This window comes from Streptomyces sp. NBC_00328, from assembly GCF_036139655.1.
GTDB lineage: Bacteria > Actinomycetota > Actinomycetes > Streptomycetales > Streptomycetaceae > Streptomyces.
In genome coordinates, this window is record NZ_CP108013.1 from 2,138,694 (window position 1) to 2,155,531 (window position 16,838).

The window sequence follows — 16,838 nt, forward strand, 5'->3', positions numbered from 1 at the left end:
GCAGAGTTGGGCGGGTGCATCGAACGACGACTTCCGCAACGCTCCTGGTCGCCGTGGCAGTCACCGCCCTCACCGGCTGTGTGACCGTCCAGCGGCAGCCCGCCTCCGGACTTCCCGCCGCCCCGGCGGGGCGTACCGCGCCACATCCGGACAGCAAGGGGGGACCCCGGACCGTGCAGGCTCCGGCCCGGGAGGCGCTGCAGCGCGTCGGCCCCTCTCGGGAACCCTCACCCGACGCGGCGGCCCGGCACCGGGTGGCTCCCCCGCCCCGGGCGGTGGCACCCCCGGCGCCTCCGCGGCACGCCCGTCAGCTCCCGCGTCCCGAGCCGCAGCAGCCCAGGCACCGTACGGCTGTTCCGCCCGGCGTCCCCGACCTGGGGAAGCATCCGGACGTGTGCGCGCTCGGCAGGAAGTACGGGGGCTGGAACGCGGACAGCCCGCAGGCGGTCATCTGCGCGAAGACGTACGGACGATGACGGCGCCGACCCGGGGAAGGCTCCGTACCCCGGGACCCACCGAGGCCGGAACCCGGCACCGGAACACCTGAGCACCGCAGCACCACGTCCCGTGGACCGGCGCACCGGCGCTCGGTCCCTGGACATGCCGGGCGGGGCGGGGTTCAGGGCCGCTGTCTCGGCGGCCCCAGGGTCTCACCGCCCGGTCCGTCGAAGCGGCCGGATCCGCCGGCCTCCGCCGCGGTGCCGGTGTCCCGGAGCCGCAGCTCCAGGCGGCCGATCGCCGCGCGGACGCCGTCCCCGTAACGGTCGTCCGCGAGGGCGCCGGCCGCACCGCGGGCCCGGCGCAGATGAGTGCGGGCGGCCTCCGAACGGCCGAGCTTCGCGTAGTCGGCCGCGAGGTTCAGATGCAACGAGGGGTAGAACGCGCGCACGGCAAGCGACTGGTGGGGCTCGGCGGCGCTGCCCTCGCTCAGTTCCTCGGCCGCCGCCAGGGCCCGCAGGTCCCAGGCGAGTTCGTCGGCCGGGTCGTCCTGGGTGTCGGCCATGTAGTGCGCCAGCGTGCAGCGGTGCAGTGCGTCGCCGCCGTCCCCGATCTCCCCCCACAGATCCAGGAAGCGGCCCCGGGCCTCCTCGCGGTCACCGGCGTGGTGCAGCATGACGGCCTGTCCGATCCGGGTCATCATGGCGTCCGGCGCCGCCTGCTCCTGCTGCTCCGCCACCGCGTCCTCCAGGCTCGTCACTGTCCCTCACGAAGCTAGCCGCAGCCGGTGACAATCCCGCTCAGGCGCCCCCGTACGCCGCTGGGCCAGGCCGGTGACGGTCCTGGCCAGCGGCTCGGCGGTCAGCCCAGGTCCGGGATGCTCCAGTCGATCGCCTCATGACCCTGGGCGGCCACGGCCTCGTTGATCTGCGTGAAGGGACGCGAGCCGAAGAACTTCTTCGCGGACAGGGGTGAGGGGTGCGCCCCCTTCACCACCACATGCCGCTCCTCGTCGATCAGCGGGAGCTTCTTCTGCGCGTAGTTGCCCCAGAGGACGAAGACGGCCGGGTCGGGGCGGTCGGCCACCGCGCGGATGACCGCGTCGGTGAACTTCTCCCAGCCCTTGCCCTTGTGCGAGTTCGCCTCGCCGGAGCGGACCGTCAGCACCGCGTTGAGCAGCAGCACGCCCTGTTCGGCCCACGGCATCAGATAGCCGTTGTCCGGGATCGGGGTGCCCAGCTCCTCCTTCATCTCCTTGTAGATGTTCCGCAGCGACGGCGGGGTCTTGACTCCAGGACGGACGGAGAAGCACAGGCCGTGCCCCTGGCCCTCGCCGTGGTACGGGTCCTGGCCGAGGATCAGCACCTTCACCCGCTCGTACGGAGTGGCGTCGAGCGCGGCGAAGACCTCCTCCCTGGGCGGGTAGACGGGACCCTTCGCGCGCTCCTCCTCGACGAACTCGGTGAGTTCCTTGAAGTAGGGCTGCTGAAGCTCGTCGCCCAGGACTCCGCGCCAGGACTCGGGCAACATGGCGATATCGGTCACGTCAACTTCCTTCGATGTGCGGTGACTTCCAGACCACAGAACCTACCGTCGCCCACTGACAATCGGTCCCGGGCCCGTGCGGAGGCCGAATGACGGGTACGGTATGCCTCCGCACGCACCGCGGGGGTACGCGGGCGGGCCGTCCGTCGCCCCTGCGTCACCCGGTCCCCGGGGCCGCTACCAGCTGGTCTTGCGGTCCAGCTCCCACATCATCATGATCGTCGAGGGGTCCAGGGCCCGCTCTCCGCCCGAGATCTCCTCGCTCGTGGCCACATACTGCCTGCCCTGCCACAGGGGCAGCAGCCGGGCGTCGTCGACGAGGATCCGCTGGGCCTCCTCGAACTCCTCGGCCACCTCCCCGCGATCGCGCACACGGCGCGACTCCGGCAGCAGGACGTCGGTGATCCGCGGGGCCGGGTAGGGCGTCCCGAGGGCGTTCCGCTCCCCGACGAAGGGCGCGATGAAGTTCTCGGCGTCGGGGAAGTCGGGGAACCAGCCGCGGCCGAACACCGGGTACTCGCCGCTGCGGTAGCCCGCTTCGTACGTCTTCCAGGGGCGGCTCCTGAGCGTGACGGTGAACAGCCCGGAGCCGTCGAGCTGGCGCTTGAGCTCGCTGAACTCCGGGGCGGTCTCGGAGCCGTAGCGGTCGGTGGTGTACCAGAGGGTGAGCGGGACGCGTTCGTCGATGCCCGCGTCGTGCAGGATCCTGCGGGCCTTGGACGGGCTGGGGCTGCCGTACTGGTCGAAGTAGCCGGTGGTGTGCCCGGTCAGTCCCGCGGGGACCATCGAGTAGAGCGGGTCGACGGTGTCCTGGTAGACCTTGTGCACGATGGCCGGTCTGTCGACGATCTGTGCGATCGCGTGGCGGACGGCGGGCTTCCCCGCCCACGGGTCCCTGGGGTTGAAGACCAGGTAGTTGATCTCGGTGCCCGCCCCGTCGATGAGCTGGATGCCCTTGCCGTCGCCGTGGCCCTGGAGGGCGACGACGTCCGAGGCGGCGAGGCCACGGTAGGTGACGTCGATCTTCTTGTCCCTGAGAGCCCCGACCAACTGGGCCGAGTCCTGGAAGTAGCGGATCGTCACCGCGCTGTTCCTGCGCTCGGCGAAGCCGTCGTAGTGGTCGTTCCTGACGAGTTCGGCCTGCTTGCCCTCCGTGTAGGAGCGCAGTGTGTAGGGCCCGGAGCCGAAGGCCTTGCCGTCCTCGCGCAGGGCGTCGGCAGGGTAGTCGTCGGGGTCGACGATCGACATCGCCGGCGTGGCCAGCACCAACGGAAAGGTGGCGTCCGGCTTGCCGAGGTGGAAGACGACGTCACGGCCGCCCAGCACCTGGACCCGCTGGAGACTGCCGAGCAGCCCGGCGGGTCCGCCGCTCACACCGATCCTCCTGATGCGGTCGATCGAGTACTTGACGGCCGACGCGTCGAGCGGGTCGCCGTCGGAGAACGTCATGCCCGGGCGCAGCTTGCAGCGGTAGACGGTGTTGGTTCCATCCGTGAACCCGCACTTCTCGGCGGCGTCGGGCCGCGGGGTGACCGAGCCGGTCGGATAGCTCAGCAGCGTCTGGTAGATGTTGCGGAACAGCTCCCACGATCCGTCCCAGGAGGCCGCCGGGTCCAGGGTGCTGGGGGCACTGGTGGTGCCCACCACGATCGGCCCCTTGTCGGCCGGTGAACCCGAGGAGAAGGCACCGCACCCGGCCACCAGGGTTATGGACGTGATCGCCGCCAGCTGTCGCAGGTATCGGTTCCGGTTGAACACGTACACGCTCCTCGATCCGCCGTACCAAGGTCGGCAGACCATACCGCGGCGCCCTGCCGAGGGAACCGTGTTTCCCTGGCAGGGCACTTGATCAGCATGTATGTGACTACGTTGTCAGGATCCCGTGAACACGTCGGCACTCCGGACACCCGGACTCCGTACCGCTCGACGCGGGCTGAGTGTTTGTCAACTTTCAACAAAAGGCCGGTCGGACGTTCCCCGCACGCGGGGAACGTCCGACCGGCCCTCGTGTCACTCGACTCCGGCGTTGAGGAACATCCCGCCGTCGACCACGAGCGTCTGGCCGGTGACCCAGTCCGACTGCTGCGAGGTGAGGAACGCGGCCGCGCCTCCGATGTCGGAGGGCACGCCGAGCCGGCCGAGCGGGTAGGCCGCGGCGGCCTCCGCCTCCCGGCCCTCGTAGAGTGCGGCAGCAAACTTCGTCTTCACCACGGCGGGCGCGATCGCGTTGACCCGCACCTTGGGCGCGAACTCGTGCGCGAGCTGCACCGTCAGGTTGATCATCGCCGCCTTGCTGACGCCGTACGCGCCGATGAAGGGCGAGGGCGCGAGACCGGCGACGGAGGCGATGTTGACGATGGCGCCGCCGTTCTCGCTCTGCCAGGCCTTCCAGGTCTGCTGGGCGAAGCCGAGCGCGGAGATGACGTTGGTCTCGAAGACCTTGCGCGCCACGTTGAGGTCCAGCTCGGCGATCGGCCCGAACACCGGGTTCGTACCGGCGTTGTTGACCAGGAAGTCGACGCGTCCGAAGGCCTCCATGGCGCGCTCCACGGCGGCGGCCTGGTGGGCCTCGTCGTGGGCCTTGCCGGCCACACCGATGACGCGGTCGGCGCCGAGCGTCTCGACGGCCTCCTTGAGGGCGTCCTCGTTGCGGCCGGTGATGCAGACACGGTCACCGCGGGCCACGAGGGCCTCCGCGACGCCGTAGCCGATGCCGCGGCTCGCGCCCGTGATGAGCGCGACCTTGCCCGAGAGTTCGGGGAGCGTGGTCATGTGTGTTTCCCCTGCGTCTAGTTGAGCGGTCCGCCGGCCACGTACAGCACCTGGCCGGAGACGAATCCGGCGGCCTCGCCGGTGAAGAAGGCGATGCTGTTGGCGATGTCGTCGGGGTTCCCGACACGCTGCACGGGGATCTGGGTCGCGGCCGCGGCCTGGAAGTCGTCGAAGTCCATCCCGACGCGGGCGGCGGTGGCGGCGGTCATGTCGGTGACGATGAAGCCGGGCGCCACGGCGTTCGCGGTCACGCCGAACTTGCCGAGCTCGATGGCCAGGGTCTTGGTGAGGCCCTGGAGACCGGCCTTGGCGGTGGAGTAGTTGGCCTGGCCGCGGTTGCCCAGCGCCGACGAGGACGACAGGTTGACGATGCGGCCGAACTTGGCCTCCACCATGTACTTCTGGACGGCCTTCGCCATCAGGAACGCACCGCGCAGGTGCACGTTCATGACGGTGTCCCAGTCGGACGCGCTCATCTTGAACAGCAGGTTGTCACGGAGGACACCCGCGTTGTTCACCAGGATGGTCGGCGCGCCGAGCTCCTCGGCGATCCGCGCGACGGCGGCCTCCACCTGGGCCTCGTCGGAGACGTCACAGCCGACCGCGAGAGCCTTGCCGCCTGCGGCGGTGATCTTCTCGACGGTGTCCTTGCACGCGGCCTCGTCGAGGTCGATCACCGCGACGGCGCGGCCCTCCGCGGCCAGTCGTACGGCGGTCGCGGCACCGATGCCGCGCGCGGCACCGGTGACTACGGCGACGCGCTGCTCAGTGGTGGACATTGCTGGTTCTCCTCGCCCTTGGAAAAGCCGGCCCAAGCCCGGCCAAGCTGTCTCGACAACCTTGCGGCGCCTTCGGTGATCCCGAAAGACCTGCGGCTCATACGGTACGCCCATCCGGTGAGCAACCGCTTAGTACCTTCAGCAGACGTGACGCTAGAAGCCCTGGCACCCGGTGTCAACGGCGCACCGCGCGCATGTGATCCATTACCTGACCAGGAGCTGGAGCAACCGCTCGGTCTCGGCCTCGGGATCGGCGGTCAGGCCGGTGTGCACGGGGCCCGGCTGGACCACGGTCGAACGCGGCGCGATCAGCCAGCGAAAGCGTCGGCCGGCATCGTCGTGCGCCGCTTGACCAGCGGCTTCCCCTCCGGTGCAGACACCTTCGACGGCGCGCAGCGCGGCCCGTACGCCCCGCACGTCCGCGTCCGGGTCGAGCGCGAACAGCTTGTTCTCGTCCAGATGGGTGCGGGCCGCGACGAAGGAGTGGGCGCGGCAGTACACCAGCACGCCCGCGTTGAAGCACTCGCCGCGCTCGACCCGTGGCACCACGCGCAGCAGCGCGTACTCGAAGACGTTCCGCTCGTTCACTTCTCCCCCTTCGTGCCGTCGATGCCGTCGACGCCCTTGATCCGTTCGTGGATGACGACGGCGCGCGCCAGCAGCGGCCGTGCGTAGGCGCGTCGCAGCGCGTCCACCGTGCCGAAGCCCGGCTCGCCGGCCAGCCAGGCCTCGGGGATCTCGGCCGTGACCTCGGCGAGCAGGTCCTCGGTGACCAGCGGGGCCAGTTCGGCGGCGGCCGAGGCGATGTCGGGGCCGAAGGGTGCGAGCGCGTGGTCGGAGATGTCGTACGGCTTGGCGGCGGAGGTCTCGGCGCCGGGCCAGTGGTGGTGCCAGATCATCGTGGCGCCGTGGTCGATGAGCCACAGATCGCCGTGCCACATCAGCAGGTTGGGGTTGCGCCAGGAGCGGTCGACGTTGTTGACCAGGGCGTCGAACCAGACGATCCGGCCGGCTTCCTCGGCGCTCACCTCGAAGGCGAGGGGGTCGAAGCCGATGGCGCGGGGCAGGAAGTCCATCCCGAGGTTCGGCCCCCCGCTCGACTTCAGCAGGTCCTGGACCTCCTGGTCCGGTTCCCCGAGTCCGAGGACCGGGTCGAGGCCGATCGTCACCAGTCCGGGCACCCGCAGGCCGAGCCGGCGGGCGAGTTCACCGCAGACGACCTCAGCGACGAGCGTCTTGCGACCCTGTCCGGCGCCGGTGAATTTCATGACGTACGTCCCGAGGTCGTCGGCCTCGACGAGTCCCGGCAGCGAGCCACCCTCGCGCAACGGCGTGATGTAGCGGGTCGCGGCGACCTCTTTCAGCACTTTCCCAGGCCACCAATCTCTTCAACCTTGCAATGCACGATCGACTCCGGAGGGGGCTAACAGCGGGATTTCCCCGCCGGCAGCCCTGGGGAGAATCTGGGGAGTTTCGGCCGACAGGCAGATCTCCCTGTCTCCCCAGCAGTCCGTCAATGACCGTCCGGCCCTTGCTTCCGGCCTCCGGCATGAAGTGAGCATAGTAACCGAGGGTGATCGCGGGCGAAGAGTGCCCGAGCCACCGCGCCACGGTCACCACGGGCTCTCCCGCCTCCAGCATGATCGGGGCACAGGTGTGCCGCAGCACGTGGAAGCCGTCCTTCGGCGCCGCACCCATTGCCGGTTCTTCGCGGGAACAAGCCGTCGCTTCCGGTTCCGGGATTCGTTGCCATGGTATGGGGAGTCCGGAGGGATCGAGGCGGCCCCGGCGGCGACCGGCTGACCCATCCCGCCCTCACCGCATCCCGCACGAGCAGTGGGACTCGCTGGTCACCGAGTTGGCAGCGGCCCGCGCGGCTCAGAAGCTGCACAAGAAGTACGGCGACCTGGTGGCCGTCGACGACGTCTCCTTCACCGTCGAGGAAGGCGAGATCTTCGGGATCATCGGCCCCGACGGCGCGGGCAAGACCACGACCCTGGAATGCATCAAGGGCCTGCGTCCGTACGACAGCGGGGAGATCCGCGTGCTCGGCGGGGACCCCCACGCCCAGCGGGCCACGTCGCCCGTACGGTAGAAGCGGCCGTACCCGGGATGCACGCCGAAGCGCTGCGCGTTGAGCTCCGCCCGGCCGTGGTAGCCGATAGCCACGCCGAGGCCCGAGATGCAGAGTTCCCCGCGCACACCCACGGGCAGTTCGCGACCGTGCTGATCAACCACGTGAACCTGGGTGTTGCGGATCGGCCCGCCGACGTCGAGGCGGGCCCCCGGGCCTTCCGTGACCACGCGTGACGTCGACCAGATGGTCGTCTCGGTGGGCCCGTAGGCGTGATGCAACACGCACCCGGCGGCCACGAGCCGCTCGGCCAGGGCGACCGGCACGGGCTCACCGCCCACGATGACGCCACGACCCCGCAGACAGCCCTCCACCCGCTCGATGACCAGCCGTCAGGTCGTCGGCGTCGCCTCGACGAACCGCACCCCGTACCGCTCCAGCAGCTCCCGCAGAACCCGGCCGTCGCTCCTGGCCCGGTCGGGGGCGGCCACCAGGCGGCCGCCGGAGACCAGCGGCACATGCAGTTCTGTGCCCGACATGTCGAAGGCGAACGTCGTCGTCCAGAGCATCGTGTCGCCGGGCGACGCCCCCAGCTGCTCGGCGAAGTGCACGACCACATTGGCCAGGGCCTCGTGGGTGGTCAACGTGCCCTTCGGCCGGCCCGTCGATCCCGAGGTGTAGATCAGGTACGCGCAGGACGCCGGGTCCACCGCCGCGGGCGGGGCACCGGCCGTCTCCGGGTCCCGGGCGGCGTCGACCGCCGGCGCGGTCAGCACCACGAGCCCGTCGCCGGCGAAGCGGGCCGGCTCCTCGGTCGTCACGAGCACCTTCGCGGCCGAGTCGGAGAGCTGGTACCGGATCCGCTCTTCGGGATGCGCCGCGTCGACCGGCACGTACGCCGCGCCCGCCAGCCAGGTTCCCAGGACCGCCGCGACCAGCTCGGGCCCGCGCGGGAGGGCGATCGCCACCCTGTCCCCCGCCCGGATACCGGCGCCGCGGACGAGAGCGCTCATGGCGTGTGCCGCGCTCCACAACTGCCCGTAGCCGAGCTGCCGTTCACTGTCCACGACGGCGACGGCGACGGCGTCGGGCGACCGCAGGACGTGTGCGTGTACGGCATCGAGGACCGAGGCGGGTTCAACGGGCCGGGCTGTGTCGTTGGCCGCAATGATGACCTCGTGGTCGACGGCGCTCCACCAGTGGACGTCGCCCACAGGACGGCCGGGATCGTCCGTGAACGAGAACAGCACCGCCTCGTAGCGTGCCAGCAGCAGGTCCGCGCAGGACCGTTCGAACAGCTCGGTCCGGTAGACGGCCCCCACCGAGACGCCGTCGTCCGTCGAGGAGGCACAGAGGTGGAGGTCCAACCTGGCGGCACCGCTCGCGGCGGGAAACGGCCGGGCCTTTCGGCCGTCCACCGTGAACTCGGCGTAATAACGGCCCACTTGGTGGTCGAAGCCGTGCCGGAACGGCAGGGACCGCCGGCCGGACCGCGCTGCGGGCATGAGGTCGGCGTGCGCGTCCACGGCCACGTCGGCGTGCTCCACGGTCGTCAGCAGTCGCTCGCTGCTGCACGCACCAGGTCACCGACGTGCCCTCCGGCACGTCCTCGACGGTCTCGACCGCACCGCCCATCACTCGGGCGTCGGTGCAGAACGCGATGACGTCCAGTTCGTGGATCCGGCCGCGGACCACCGCCGTGCTGACGGTGTCGCTGTCGTGCACGACGGTGAGGGATTCCCGGTCCAGCAGCCTGGCGAGCCGGACGAGCGGGTCGCGCGGGTCGCCTTCGGCGCGGGGTGTACGGCTGTCCGGCTCGTCACGGGTGCCCGCAGGACCCGGTGGAACAGCTGTGGGCAGCTCCGTCATGGGTAAGCCCCGCCCTCTCCGTTGGTTGACTGGCTCGGTTGAGTGGCTCACGTACGTCCGGCGTCAACGGGACGGGGAGGGCCGGGTGCTTCGGGGGGGTGCACCCGGCCCTGGTTCGGGTGCGGACTCGGCCCGTCCTCCGGTCCGCCCGTCCCGTCAGTCCTCGACCCAGCCGTGCCGTCGGCCGAGCAGCGCGAACTGCTTGCGTACGGCCGTTATTTGATGGCCTGCCAGTTCCGGGGTGGCGGTCAGCAGCAGCTCGATCACCTCACGGGTGAACTCCGCCGAGCCGAGCACGTCACACATCGGTTCCTGGCCCTCCACGGCAGGCGAGCCGGCCACCGGGGTCCGCGGTGCGGGTGCCGGCGCGGGAGCACCCTGCTCCGCAAGGCTCTCCGTGTCGTGGGCCAGCCGGACCTCGGACGCCTTGAGGCCGCGGTCCCCGTCCTCGACCTCGAATTCCACGACGAGTCCGGGACGCAGCGTCGACTCGGGAATGAGCAGGTCGTTCACATGCAGGAAGACGTCTTCGCCGCCGTGCTCCGGCGCGATGAAGCCGTATCCGCGTATACCGTCGAGCCGAACCACTCGACCTGCGGCCATGCCCCGCCCTCACCTCTCGTGCACTTCCAACATCTTTCGCCCGATCGTAATCACGGCCGTCTTCAACTTCACGATCGCAGTTGAACACTTCGATCAGCACGTCTTCGTCGCAGGTCAGAGGTGGTGCGGGCGGGCTTGCACCAGTTACGCACCCACCCCGGAACCGGCAGACACCTCGGCGGGCTGCCGGTCCGGCGTGGAGCGGAATGTCCGGCCTTGCCTCGGCACCGAGCTGCCACACCCACGTTACGGAGAGCTCCTGCGGCTCGGGGGGATCCGGTGCTCAAGCCCCTCATCAGCGGTCCGTCGATGCCTCCGGACCCGAAGGCCGGAGGCTCCCATGCGGAGCCACGAAGAAGGTACCGGGGGGGGAGGAATCGAGACCTGCCCCAGCACACGTCAGCGAGACCGCGGGCAAAAGGCCCACCACAGTCTCGGGGCACTACGTCCACACGACCCAAGATCCGGACCATTTCCGGACCACCGAGCCGTGGCGCAACGAAGATGAAGCCGTTGGTCCCGCCCCGGGGACGCGACCCGGTGGTGGCGACGGGAGCGGTGCCCCGTGTCCGGGGCGGGGCGGATCGTGACCACGCACGCCCGGCTGTCGGCGCGCTGTGGATCAGGTCAAGAAGTCGCCATTGCCTGAACAGTACGCACTGGTGGACCGTACCTCTGAGCAGATCCAGATCATGTCCGCTGAAGGGAAAGCCAGCATGACCAGCGAATCGCTTCACTCCGCGCAGACACCGGCCCGGCGCACCGTCGTGGCGGCGGTCGGCGCGGCAGGGCTCGCCGTCGCGCTGACCGCGTGCGGGGCGGACGACAAGGCCTCCGACAACGGCGCCGCCGGGAACGCGGCCGGCACGGAACTCGCCAAGACCAGCGACATCCCGGAGGGCGGGGGCAAGGTCTTCGCCGACAAGGGGGTCGTGGTGACCCAGCCGACGGCGGGCACGTTCAAGGCCTTCTCGTCCAAGTGCACCCATCAGGGCTGTGCGGTCAAGGGCATCGCGAACGGTGTCATCACCTGCCCCTGTCACAACAGCGAGTTCTCCGCCACCGACGGCAGTGTGAAGAAGGGGCCCGCGACGACCGGACTGGCCGCCACGGCCATCACCGTCGACGGGGACGCCATCAAGCTCGCCTGACCGCCGGCGCCGGCCGCGGGGCCACGCGCGGCGCCGGAGCGTCAGCGTCGTCGTTCGAAGCAGGCGAGCACGTCGTCGGTGGTCGTGATGGTGGCGACCAGCGCGAGCGTGTTCCGGACCATCGCAGGGGTGTACTCGGAGGGCACCCCCGCGATGGCGTCCGCGGGAACGACGACGGTGTAGCCGCGGTTCACGGCGTCGAACACGGCGTTGGGAACGGCGATGTTGGCCGAGACTCCGGTCACCACGAGGGTGCGGCAGCCCAGGTTGCGCAGCAGCGGGTCGACGTCGGTGCCCGAGATCGGCGACAGACCGTGCAGCCGGCGTACGACGAAGTCCTCCTCGGCGACCTCGACGGGCGGCGCGATCCGCACGGCCGCCGTGCCGGTCAGCTGCCGCACGGACAGTCGTTCGGCGGCCCGGAACAGCCGGGCGTTGCGGTTGGCGCCGCGGCCGTCCGGGCGGCGCTCGGCGACCGCGTGGATCACCTGCACCCCGCTCTCGTGCGCGGCGCCCACCAGACGGGCGATCCGGCCGAGCGCTCCGGACGACCTCGCCTCCTGGGCGAGTTCGGGCAGCGCGCTGTCCGGGCCCACGACGCCCTGCTGGCACTCCACGGTGAGCAGTACCGTGCCGGCGGGGTCGAGGAGTTCACTGAGGTGCTCGAACGACGGCATGGCTCTCCTTGTCGTCGCGGTTCGGGACGGCGGAGCGTAACGACCATTGCGCGAGGACGGAAGACGGCTCATGATTTCCTGACGGAACGTCAGAAAGCTTTACCGGAAGCTCGGCGGACAGTCCGGTACACACGACAAGATCGGCAGGACCTGGCCGATCCACAGGACAGGAGAGGACCGTATGACCGTCACGCAGCGCAGAGGCCGGAAGATCATGATGACTCCGGGTGAACTGGACGAGTTTCTCACCACCCAGCGCACCTGCCGTGTCGCCTCCGTGTCGAAGGACGGAGTCCCGCATGTGAGTGCCCTCTGGTTCACCTGGGACGGCACCTCGTTGTGGCTGTACTCGGTGGTGCGCAGCAAGCGCTGGGTGCAGCTGCGGAACGACCCGCGGGTCGCGGTGGTGATCGACTCCGGCGAGGAGTACGGGGAGCTGAGGGGTGTCGAGCTGTCCGGCACGGTGGAGTTCGTCGGCGAGTTCCCGCGTACGGGGGAACTGTGCGCCGAACTCGACGTCCCGGAGACGCTGTTCGCCCGCAAGAACTTCGGCCTGGAGGAGATGCCGCACGACGGCCGGCACGCGTGGATGCGACTGACCCCGGCGGCGATCGCCTCGTGGGACTTCCGCAAGCTCCCCCCGCTGTAGCCGGGTCGAACCCCGTACCGCCGCAGCCGGACCGAACCCGCTGCCGACGCAGCCTGGGCCGAACCTCACCCCGCTGCAGCCGGGGCCGAACAGCCCCGCCCGCAGCGGGAGCCGAACAGCCCTGCCCGCGCGGCCCGAGCCAAACAGCCGCACAGCCCCACAGCCCCAACCGGAGTCGGAGCCGGAGTCGGAGCCGAACCGCTTCCTCCCGCTGTTCGCCTCCCGCTACTCGACGGCCGCTCCGGCCCTGCGCAAGGCGTCCACCGCCGCCCTGATCGAGGGCCGGCGGTCGGCGTCGGCCCGCCACACGACATAGACATGGCGGCGCACACGCTGCCGGACCGGCACCGTGACGACCCCCTCGGGCATCGGACGGCGCCCGAGGAGCGGGGCCACGCACACGCCCAGCCCCGCTGCGACGAGGCCGAGCTGGGTGTGCGTCTCCCCGGCGCGGTGCCCGATGCGCGGCTCGACGCCCTGGGAGCGCAGCGTGAACATCAGCCATTCGTGGCAGAACTCGCCCTCCGCCCAGGTGATCCACTCGTCGTCGGCGAAGTCCCCGAGGTCCACCTCGTCGCGGCCGGCGAGCCGATGGCCGGCCGGCATCGCCACATCGGCGGGGTCGTCGAGGATCGACGCCTTCACCAGTCCGTCGGGCAGGGGCATCGGCTTGTTGTACCAGTCGAGCACGACCGCGAGGTCCAGGTCCCCGCGCACCACTCCCGCGACCCCGGCCTCCGGCTCCAGCTCGCTGGAGCGCACCCGCAGCGCCGGGTGCTCGGCACGCAGTTCCGCGAGCGCCGCCGGGAACAGTCCGCGCGCCGCGGTCGGGAACGCGGACAGTCTCAGCTCGCCGGCCACCTGACCGCGCTGTGCCTCCAGGTCGGACTGCGCGAGCTCGACCTGGGACAGGATGCGGGCCGCGTGCTCGGCGAGAAGCCGCCCGGCGTCGGTCAGACGGACTCCCCGGCCGTTCTTGGCGAGCAGTTGCTGTCCCACCTCGCGCTCCAGCTTCGACATCTGCTGGGAGACGGCGGAGGTGGTCACGTGCAGCCCCTCGGCCGCGCCGCTCACCGAGCCGTGCCGGGCGAGGGCGTCGAGGGTGCGCAGTCGCTCCAGATTCAACATGTAAGCAATGCTACGAGATATCGCTTGAGCATTCTCGCTTGTGCTACGAGATTGTTCTGCCTCATTCTTGACCGCATGAGCACCGTCGCCTCTCCCCGCCCCGTCACGCCGAACGGCGTCGCACCCCGCCGCCGCACCGCCCTCGACTGGCGGATCCGCTTCGGCGTCCTGTCGCTGATCTGGGGCTTCAGCTTCCTGCTCATCAAGGTCGGCACCGACGGGTACGCGCCGTTCCAGGTCACCTTGGGCCGGCTGCTGTTCGGAAGCGTGGTGCTCGTGGCGGCGATGGCGGTGAAGCGGGAGCGGCTGCCGCGCGGGGCGCGGACATGGGGGCACCTCGCGGTCGCGGCTCTCCTGCTGAACGCGCTGCCGTTCTCCCTCTTCGCCTACTCCGAGCTGACGATCCCGTCCACGCTCGCGGGGATCTGCAACGCGACGTCGCCGCTGTGGGGCATGGCCCTGTCCCTGGTCGCCCTCTCCGAGGACCGGCCGACCCGGCGCAGAGTGGCCGGTCTCGGCATCGGCTTCCTCGGCGTCCTGACGGTCCTCGGTGTCTGGCAGGGCTTCCACGGCCTGGACGCCACGGGCACGGCGATGGCCCTGCTGGCGTCGCTGAGTTATCCGGTCGGCTGGATTTACGTCCGCCGGACCCTCGCGGGCACCGGCCACTCGCATCTGTCGATGACCGGCGCCCAACTGCTCCTGGCCACCGCCCAACTGGCTTTCGTCACCCCGCTGTTCACCACGTTCCCGAGCCGGGTCGCCTGGGTGCCGCTGCTGGCGATCGCGGCCCTGGGGGCGCTCGGCACCGGCCTGGCCATGCTCCTCCAGTACGGCATCGTCGCCGAGGTCGGCCCGACGACGGCCCAGATGGTCACGTACTTCATCCCGGTCATCGCCACCGCGGCCGGGGTCGCGATCCTCGGCGAGTCCCTCGCCTGGTCGACGCCGGTCGGCGCGGTGATCGTCCTCGCGGGCGCGGCGCTGACCCAGGCGAAGCCGCGCCGCTGACGCCCGCGGCACCCTCCGCCCACTCAGCCGCCGCCCCGGCTCAGGGACACAGCTCAGACGTAACGGCGTGCGGGGGCCGGTCCCACGGCGGACGCGACGGCGTCCGCGAGCGGCCCGGCGTCCTCGGGCCGCAGCGTCGAGACGGTGATCCGGATACCCGGCGGCGAGCTCATCCGGAAGCGGGCGCCGGGAGCGACCGCCCATCCGCTGTGCAGCAGCCGGGAGACGGCCCCGGTCTCGTCCGGAACGGGGATCCAGACGTTCATCCCGCTGCGCCCGCGCGCTTCGACACCGCGTTCCCGCAGCGCGTCGATCAGCATGTCGCGGCGTGCCCCGTAGGCCGCCGCCACGGCCCCGGCCTCGACCGTGCCGGAGGTCCACAGGTGGACCACGGCCTTCTGGAGCAGCCGGCTCACCCAGCCGGGGCCGAGCCGCTGCCGCCCGTGCACACGGTCGACCGTGACGGGGTCCCCGGTGAGCACGGCGAGCCGGAGATCGGGCCCGTACGCCTTGGCGACGGAGCGCACGAAAGCCCAGTTGTGTGTGATTCCGGCGAGCGGATGCAACGGCAGGTCGACGATCCGATGGCCGTGGTCGTCCTCGACGAGCAGGGTCCGCGGGTACGCGCGAAGGACCGAGCGCAGGTCACTCGCGCGGGCGGCGGTGACCGCGGCGCCGGTGGGGTTCTGCGCCCGGTCGGTGACGATCAGGGCCCGCGCCCCTGCCGCCAGCGCGCGCCGTACGTCGGCGGGAAGCGGGCCCTCGTCGTCGACCCCGACCCCGGCCGTACGCAGCCCCAGCGCCGGTAGCAGGTCGAACAGGCTGCCCCAGCCGGGGTCCTCGACGGCCACGGTGTCGCCGGGCCTGAGATGGGCCATCAGGACACGCTCGATCGCGTCGAGCGATCCGGAGGTGACGACGACGGGCCCCTCGGGCACTCCGTCCGCGTCGAGCCCGGCGCGGGCGAGGCGCTCCAGCTCCGGCTCGACGGCGTCCTGCCCGTACTGCACGGGGTCGCGGTCCGACTGCCGGGCCGCCACCGCGAAGGCCTCGGAGAGCGCCGGCAGCAGGGCTGGATCGGGATTGCCCTCGCCCAGGTCCCGCACACCCTCGGGCGCCTCGACGCGCAGGCGTTCCCGGCCCGTGGTGGCCGGCTTCGGGCGCACCCGGCTGCCCCGGCGGCCGTCGGTCTCGATGACCCCGCGTTCACGCAGCGTGCGATAGGCCGCCGCGACCGTATTCGGGTTGACCCCCAGTTCCTCCGCCAGCTCCCTCATGGGCGGCAGGAGTCGACCCGGCTCCAGCTCCCCCGCTCCGACCGCCCGCTCGACGTCGGCGGCGATCTCCGCTGCGCGACGCCCTTCGATCCGATACTCTCCTAGCACAAAAGAGATTATGCACTAGTGCAATGGAGATGGCAATGTCGGAGACGAGCACCCAGCAGCCGAGGACGACGGCGTCCGCCGCCTACACCCCGACCGACCGCACTGTCCCCACCCGGTCCAAGGAACGCGCCTCGTACGACAGGGAACGGGTGCACGCGATACTCGACGAGGGGTACATCTGCCATCTCGGGTTCGTCCGTGACGGCGCGCCTGTCGTCCTGCCCACGCTGTACGCACGGGCCGGCGAGCGACTGTACGTACACGGATCGACGGGTTCACGCCCCCTGCACATGACGAGCCGGACCGATCCCGGACTGGCCGTCTGCCTCACCGTGAGCCATGTCGACGGGCTGGTGCTGGCCCGCTCGGCCTTCCACCACTCGCTCAACTACCGCTCCGTGGTCGTGCACGGCATCGCCCACCAGGTGACGGACCCCGAGGAGAAGCGCCTGGCGCTGGACGCGCTGGTCGACCACGCCGTCCCCGGCCGCTCGGCCGACTCACGTCCCGCCAACGCCAAGGAACTCGCCGCCACGGCCGTGATCAGCCTGGATCTCGACGAGGTCTCCGCCAAGCTGCGCACCGGCGGCCCGAACGACGATCCCGAGGACCTCTCGCTTCCGCACTGGACCGGCGTGGTCCCGCTGACCAAGGGGCACGGCGTCCCCGTCCCGGCGGACACCCTGGCACCGGGCATCGAACTGCCCGACTACCTGAGGGCCCTGTGAGCGCCGGAGCCGGTCGTCCCTCGGACTGA

General features: G+C 70.8%; 18 protein-coding genes and 2 pseudogenes. 7 read left to right on the forward strand and 13 right to left on the reverse strand.

Translation table 11 applies throughout. The features are described from left to right. Positions 1 to 53: 53 nt before the first annotated feature. A complete protein-coding gene (locus tag OG485_RS09295; RefSeq protein ID WP_328665719.1) occupies positions 54 to 476 on the forward strand; it encodes a hypothetical protein in 423 nt (140 codons plus the stop codon). Between the two features lie 143 nt (positions 477 to 619). On the opposite strand, the gene OG485_RS09300 is transcribed toward OG485_RS09295, so the two are convergent. From OG485_RS09300 to OG485_RS09335, 8 genes are all read right to left on the reverse strand, one after another. Further along, positions 620 to 1,177 carry a hypothetical protein gene (locus OG485_RS09300; protein ID WP_328674290.1) on the reverse strand — a complete coding sequence of 186 codons (558 nt, stop codon included), beginning with the start codon at positions 1,175 to 1,177 and terminating at the stop codon, positions 620 to 622. 122 nt (positions 1,178 to 1,299) lie between these two features. Beyond that, positions 1,300 to 1,983: a uracil-DNA glycosylase gene (locus tag OG485_RS09305; protein ID WP_326789051.1), complete on the reverse strand. Its 684-nt coding sequence runs from the start codon at positions 1,981 to 1,983 to the stop codon at positions 1,300 to 1,302. Between the two features lie 177 nt (positions 1,984 to 2,160). After that, on the reverse strand, positions 2,161 to 3,741 hold the full coding sequence (locus tag OG485_RS09310; RefSeq protein WP_328665723.1) for an ABC transporter substrate-binding protein: 1,581 nt from the start codon (positions 3,739 to 3,741) through the stop codon (positions 2,161 to 2,163). A gap of 252 nt (positions 3,742 to 3,993) precedes the next feature. Then, positions 3,994 to 4,755: an SDR family oxidoreductase gene (locus tag OG485_RS09315; protein ID WP_328665724.1), complete on the reverse strand. Its 762-nt coding sequence runs from the start codon at positions 4,753 to 4,755 to the stop codon at positions 3,994 to 3,996. A gap of 17 nt (positions 4,756 to 4,772) precedes the next feature. Further along, entirely contained in the window at positions 4,773 to 5,534 is a 762-nt protein-coding gene (fabG, locus tag OG485_RS09320) for a 3-oxoacyl-ACP reductase FabG (RefSeq protein ID WP_151470604.1), read from the reverse strand. A 204-nt stretch (positions 5,535 to 5,738) separates the two neighbouring features. Beyond that, positions 5,739 to 6,122, reverse strand: coding sequence for a DUF3037 domain-containing protein (locus OG485_RS09325; RefSeq protein WP_328454816.1), 384 nt, complete (start codon positions 6,120 to 6,122; stop codon positions 5,739 to 5,741). Beyond that, a complete protein-coding gene (locus tag OG485_RS09330; RefSeq protein WP_328674291.1) occupies positions 6,119 to 6,871 on the reverse strand; it encodes a HipA family kinase in 753 nt (250 codons plus the stop codon). Before OG485_RS09330 ends, OG485_RS09325 begins: the two co-directional genes overlap by 4 nt. Beyond that, positions 6,756 to 7,232, reverse strand: coding sequence for a tyrosine-type recombinase/integrase (locus OG485_RS09335; protein WP_443048676.1), 477 nt, complete (start codon positions 7,230 to 7,232; stop codon positions 6,756 to 6,758). Before OG485_RS09335 ends, OG485_RS09330 begins: the two co-directional genes overlap by 116 nt. Positions 7,233 to 7,392: 160 nt before the next feature. Here OG485_RS09335 and OG485_RS09340 point away from each other — a divergent pair. Together OG485_RS09340 and OG485_RS09345 are read left to right on the forward strand one after the other, a co-directional pair. Beyond that, positions 7,393 to 7,608, forward strand: a pseudogene (locus tag OG485_RS09340) (ATP-binding cassette domain-containing protein); the annotation flags it as partial. Positions 7,609 to 7,646: 38 nt separating this feature from the next. After that, a complete protein-coding gene (locus OG485_RS09345) occupies positions 7,647 to 7,844 on the forward strand; it encodes a hypothetical protein (RefSeq protein WP_328674858.1) in 198 nt (65 codons plus the stop codon). Here the strand turns inward: OG485_RS09345 and OG485_RS09350 are convergent. Together OG485_RS09350 and OG485_RS09355 are read right to left on the reverse strand one after the other, a co-directional pair. Beyond that, positions 7,746 to 9,113: pseudogene (locus OG485_RS09350) on the reverse strand (AMP-binding protein); the annotation flags it as partial. The gene OG485_RS09345 and the pseudogene OG485_RS09350 sit on opposite strands and share 99 nt — an antisense overlap. Before the next feature lie 520 nt (positions 9,114 to 9,633). Continuing rightward, a complete protein-coding gene (locus OG485_RS09355) occupies positions 9,634 to 10,080 on the reverse strand; it encodes a cold-shock protein (protein ID WP_328665730.1) in 447 nt (148 codons plus the stop codon). 716 nt (positions 10,081 to 10,796) lie between these two features. Here OG485_RS09355 and OG485_RS09360 point away from each other — a divergent pair. Further along, positions 10,797 to 11,231, forward strand: coding sequence for a Rieske (2Fe-2S) protein (locus tag OG485_RS09360; RefSeq protein ID WP_328665732.1), 435 nt, complete (start codon positions 10,797 to 10,799; stop codon positions 11,229 to 11,231). Positions 11,232 to 11,272: 41 nt separating this feature from the next. Here the strand turns inward: OG485_RS09360 and OG485_RS09365 are convergent, their stop codons facing one another. Then, positions 11,273 to 11,908 carry a cysteine hydrolase gene (locus OG485_RS09365; RefSeq protein ID WP_328665734.1) on the reverse strand — a complete coding sequence of 212 codons (636 nt, stop codon included), beginning with the start codon at positions 11,906 to 11,908 and terminating at the stop codon, positions 11,273 to 11,275. Positions 11,909 to 12,089: 181 nt separating this feature from the next. Here OG485_RS09365 and OG485_RS09370 point away from each other — a divergent pair, with 181 nt between their 5' ends. After that, on the forward strand, positions 12,090 to 12,557 hold the full coding sequence (locus tag OG485_RS09370) for a pyridoxamine 5'-phosphate oxidase family protein (RefSeq protein WP_328454784.1): 468 nt from the start codon (positions 12,090 to 12,092) through the stop codon (positions 12,555 to 12,557). Positions 12,558 to 12,782: 225 nt separating this feature from the next. Here the strand turns inward: OG485_RS09370 and OG485_RS09375 are convergent, their stop codons facing one another. Beyond that, positions 12,783 to 13,685, reverse strand: a complete 903-nt coding sequence (locus OG485_RS09375) for a LysR family transcriptional regulator (protein ID WP_328665737.1) — start codon at positions 13,683 to 13,685, stop codon at positions 12,783 to 12,785. A gap of 75 nt (positions 13,686 to 13,760) precedes the next feature. On the opposite strand from OG485_RS09375, the gene OG485_RS09380 reads away from it, so the two are divergent. Beyond that, entirely contained in the window at positions 13,761 to 14,696 is a 936-nt protein-coding gene (locus OG485_RS09380; protein ID WP_328665739.1) for a DMT family transporter, read from the forward strand. Between the two features lie 53 nt (positions 14,697 to 14,749). Here OG485_RS09380 and OG485_RS09385 read toward each other — a convergent pair whose 3' ends face one another. Continuing rightward, positions 14,750 to 16,081, reverse strand: a complete 1,332-nt coding sequence (locus OG485_RS09385; protein WP_328665741.1) for an aminotransferase class I/II-fold pyridoxal phosphate-dependent enzyme — start codon at positions 16,079 to 16,081, stop codon at positions 14,750 to 14,752. A 35-nt stretch (positions 16,082 to 16,116) separates the two neighbouring features. On the opposite strand from OG485_RS09385, the gene OG485_RS09390 reads away from it, so the two are divergent. Then, entirely contained in the window at positions 16,117 to 16,809 is a 693-nt protein-coding gene (locus tag OG485_RS09390) for a pyridoxamine 5'-phosphate oxidase family protein (protein WP_443048677.1), read from the forward strand. Positions 16,810 to 16,838: the final 29 nt, after the last annotated feature.

Excerpts from the sequence above, each read along its gene's own strand:
- OG485_RS09345 (WP_328674858.1), top strand. The coding sequence starts at position 7,647 with ATGCACGCCGAAGCGCTGCGCGTTGAGCTCCGCCCGGCCGTGGTAGCC.
- OG485_RS09380 (WP_328665739.1), top strand. The coding sequence starts at position 13,761 with ATGAGCACCGTCGCCTCTCCCCGCCCCGTCACGCCGAACGGCGTCGCA.
- OG485_RS09335 (WP_443048676.1), bottom strand. The coding sequence starts at position 7,232 with ATGGGTGCGGCGCCGAAGGACGGCTTCCACGTGCTGCGGCACACCTGT.
- OG485_RS09370 (WP_328454784.1), top strand. The coding sequence starts at position 12,090 with ATGACCGTCACGCAGCGCAGAGGCCGGAAGATCATGATGACTCCGGGT.
- fabG (WP_151470604.1), bottom strand. The coding sequence starts at position 5,534 with ATGTCCACCACTGAGCAGCGCGTCGCCGTAGTCACCGGTGCCGCGCGC.
- OG485_RS09360 (WP_328665732.1), top strand. The coding sequence starts at position 10,797 with ATGACCAGCGAATCGCTTCACTCCGCGCAGACACCGGCCCGGCGCACC.
- OG485_RS09365 (WP_328665734.1), bottom strand. The coding sequence starts at position 11,908 with ATGCCGTCGTTCGAGCACCTCAGTGAACTCCTCGACCCCGCCGGCACG.
- OG485_RS09315 (WP_328665724.1), bottom strand. The coding sequence starts at position 4,755 with ATGACCACGCTCCCCGAACTCTCGGGCAAGGTCGCGCTCATCACGGGC.
- OG485_RS09390 (WP_443048677.1), top strand. The coding sequence starts at position 16,117 with ATGTCGGAGACGAGCACCCAGCAGCCGAGGACGACGGCGTCCGCCGCC.
- OG485_RS09355 (WP_328665730.1), bottom strand. The coding sequence starts at position 10,080 with ATGGCCGCAGGTCGAGTGGTTCGGCTCGACGGTATACGCGGATACGGC.
- OG485_RS09375 (WP_328665737.1), bottom strand. The coding sequence starts at position 13,685 with ATGTTGAATCTGGAGCGACTGCGCACCCTCGACGCCCTCGCCCGGCAC.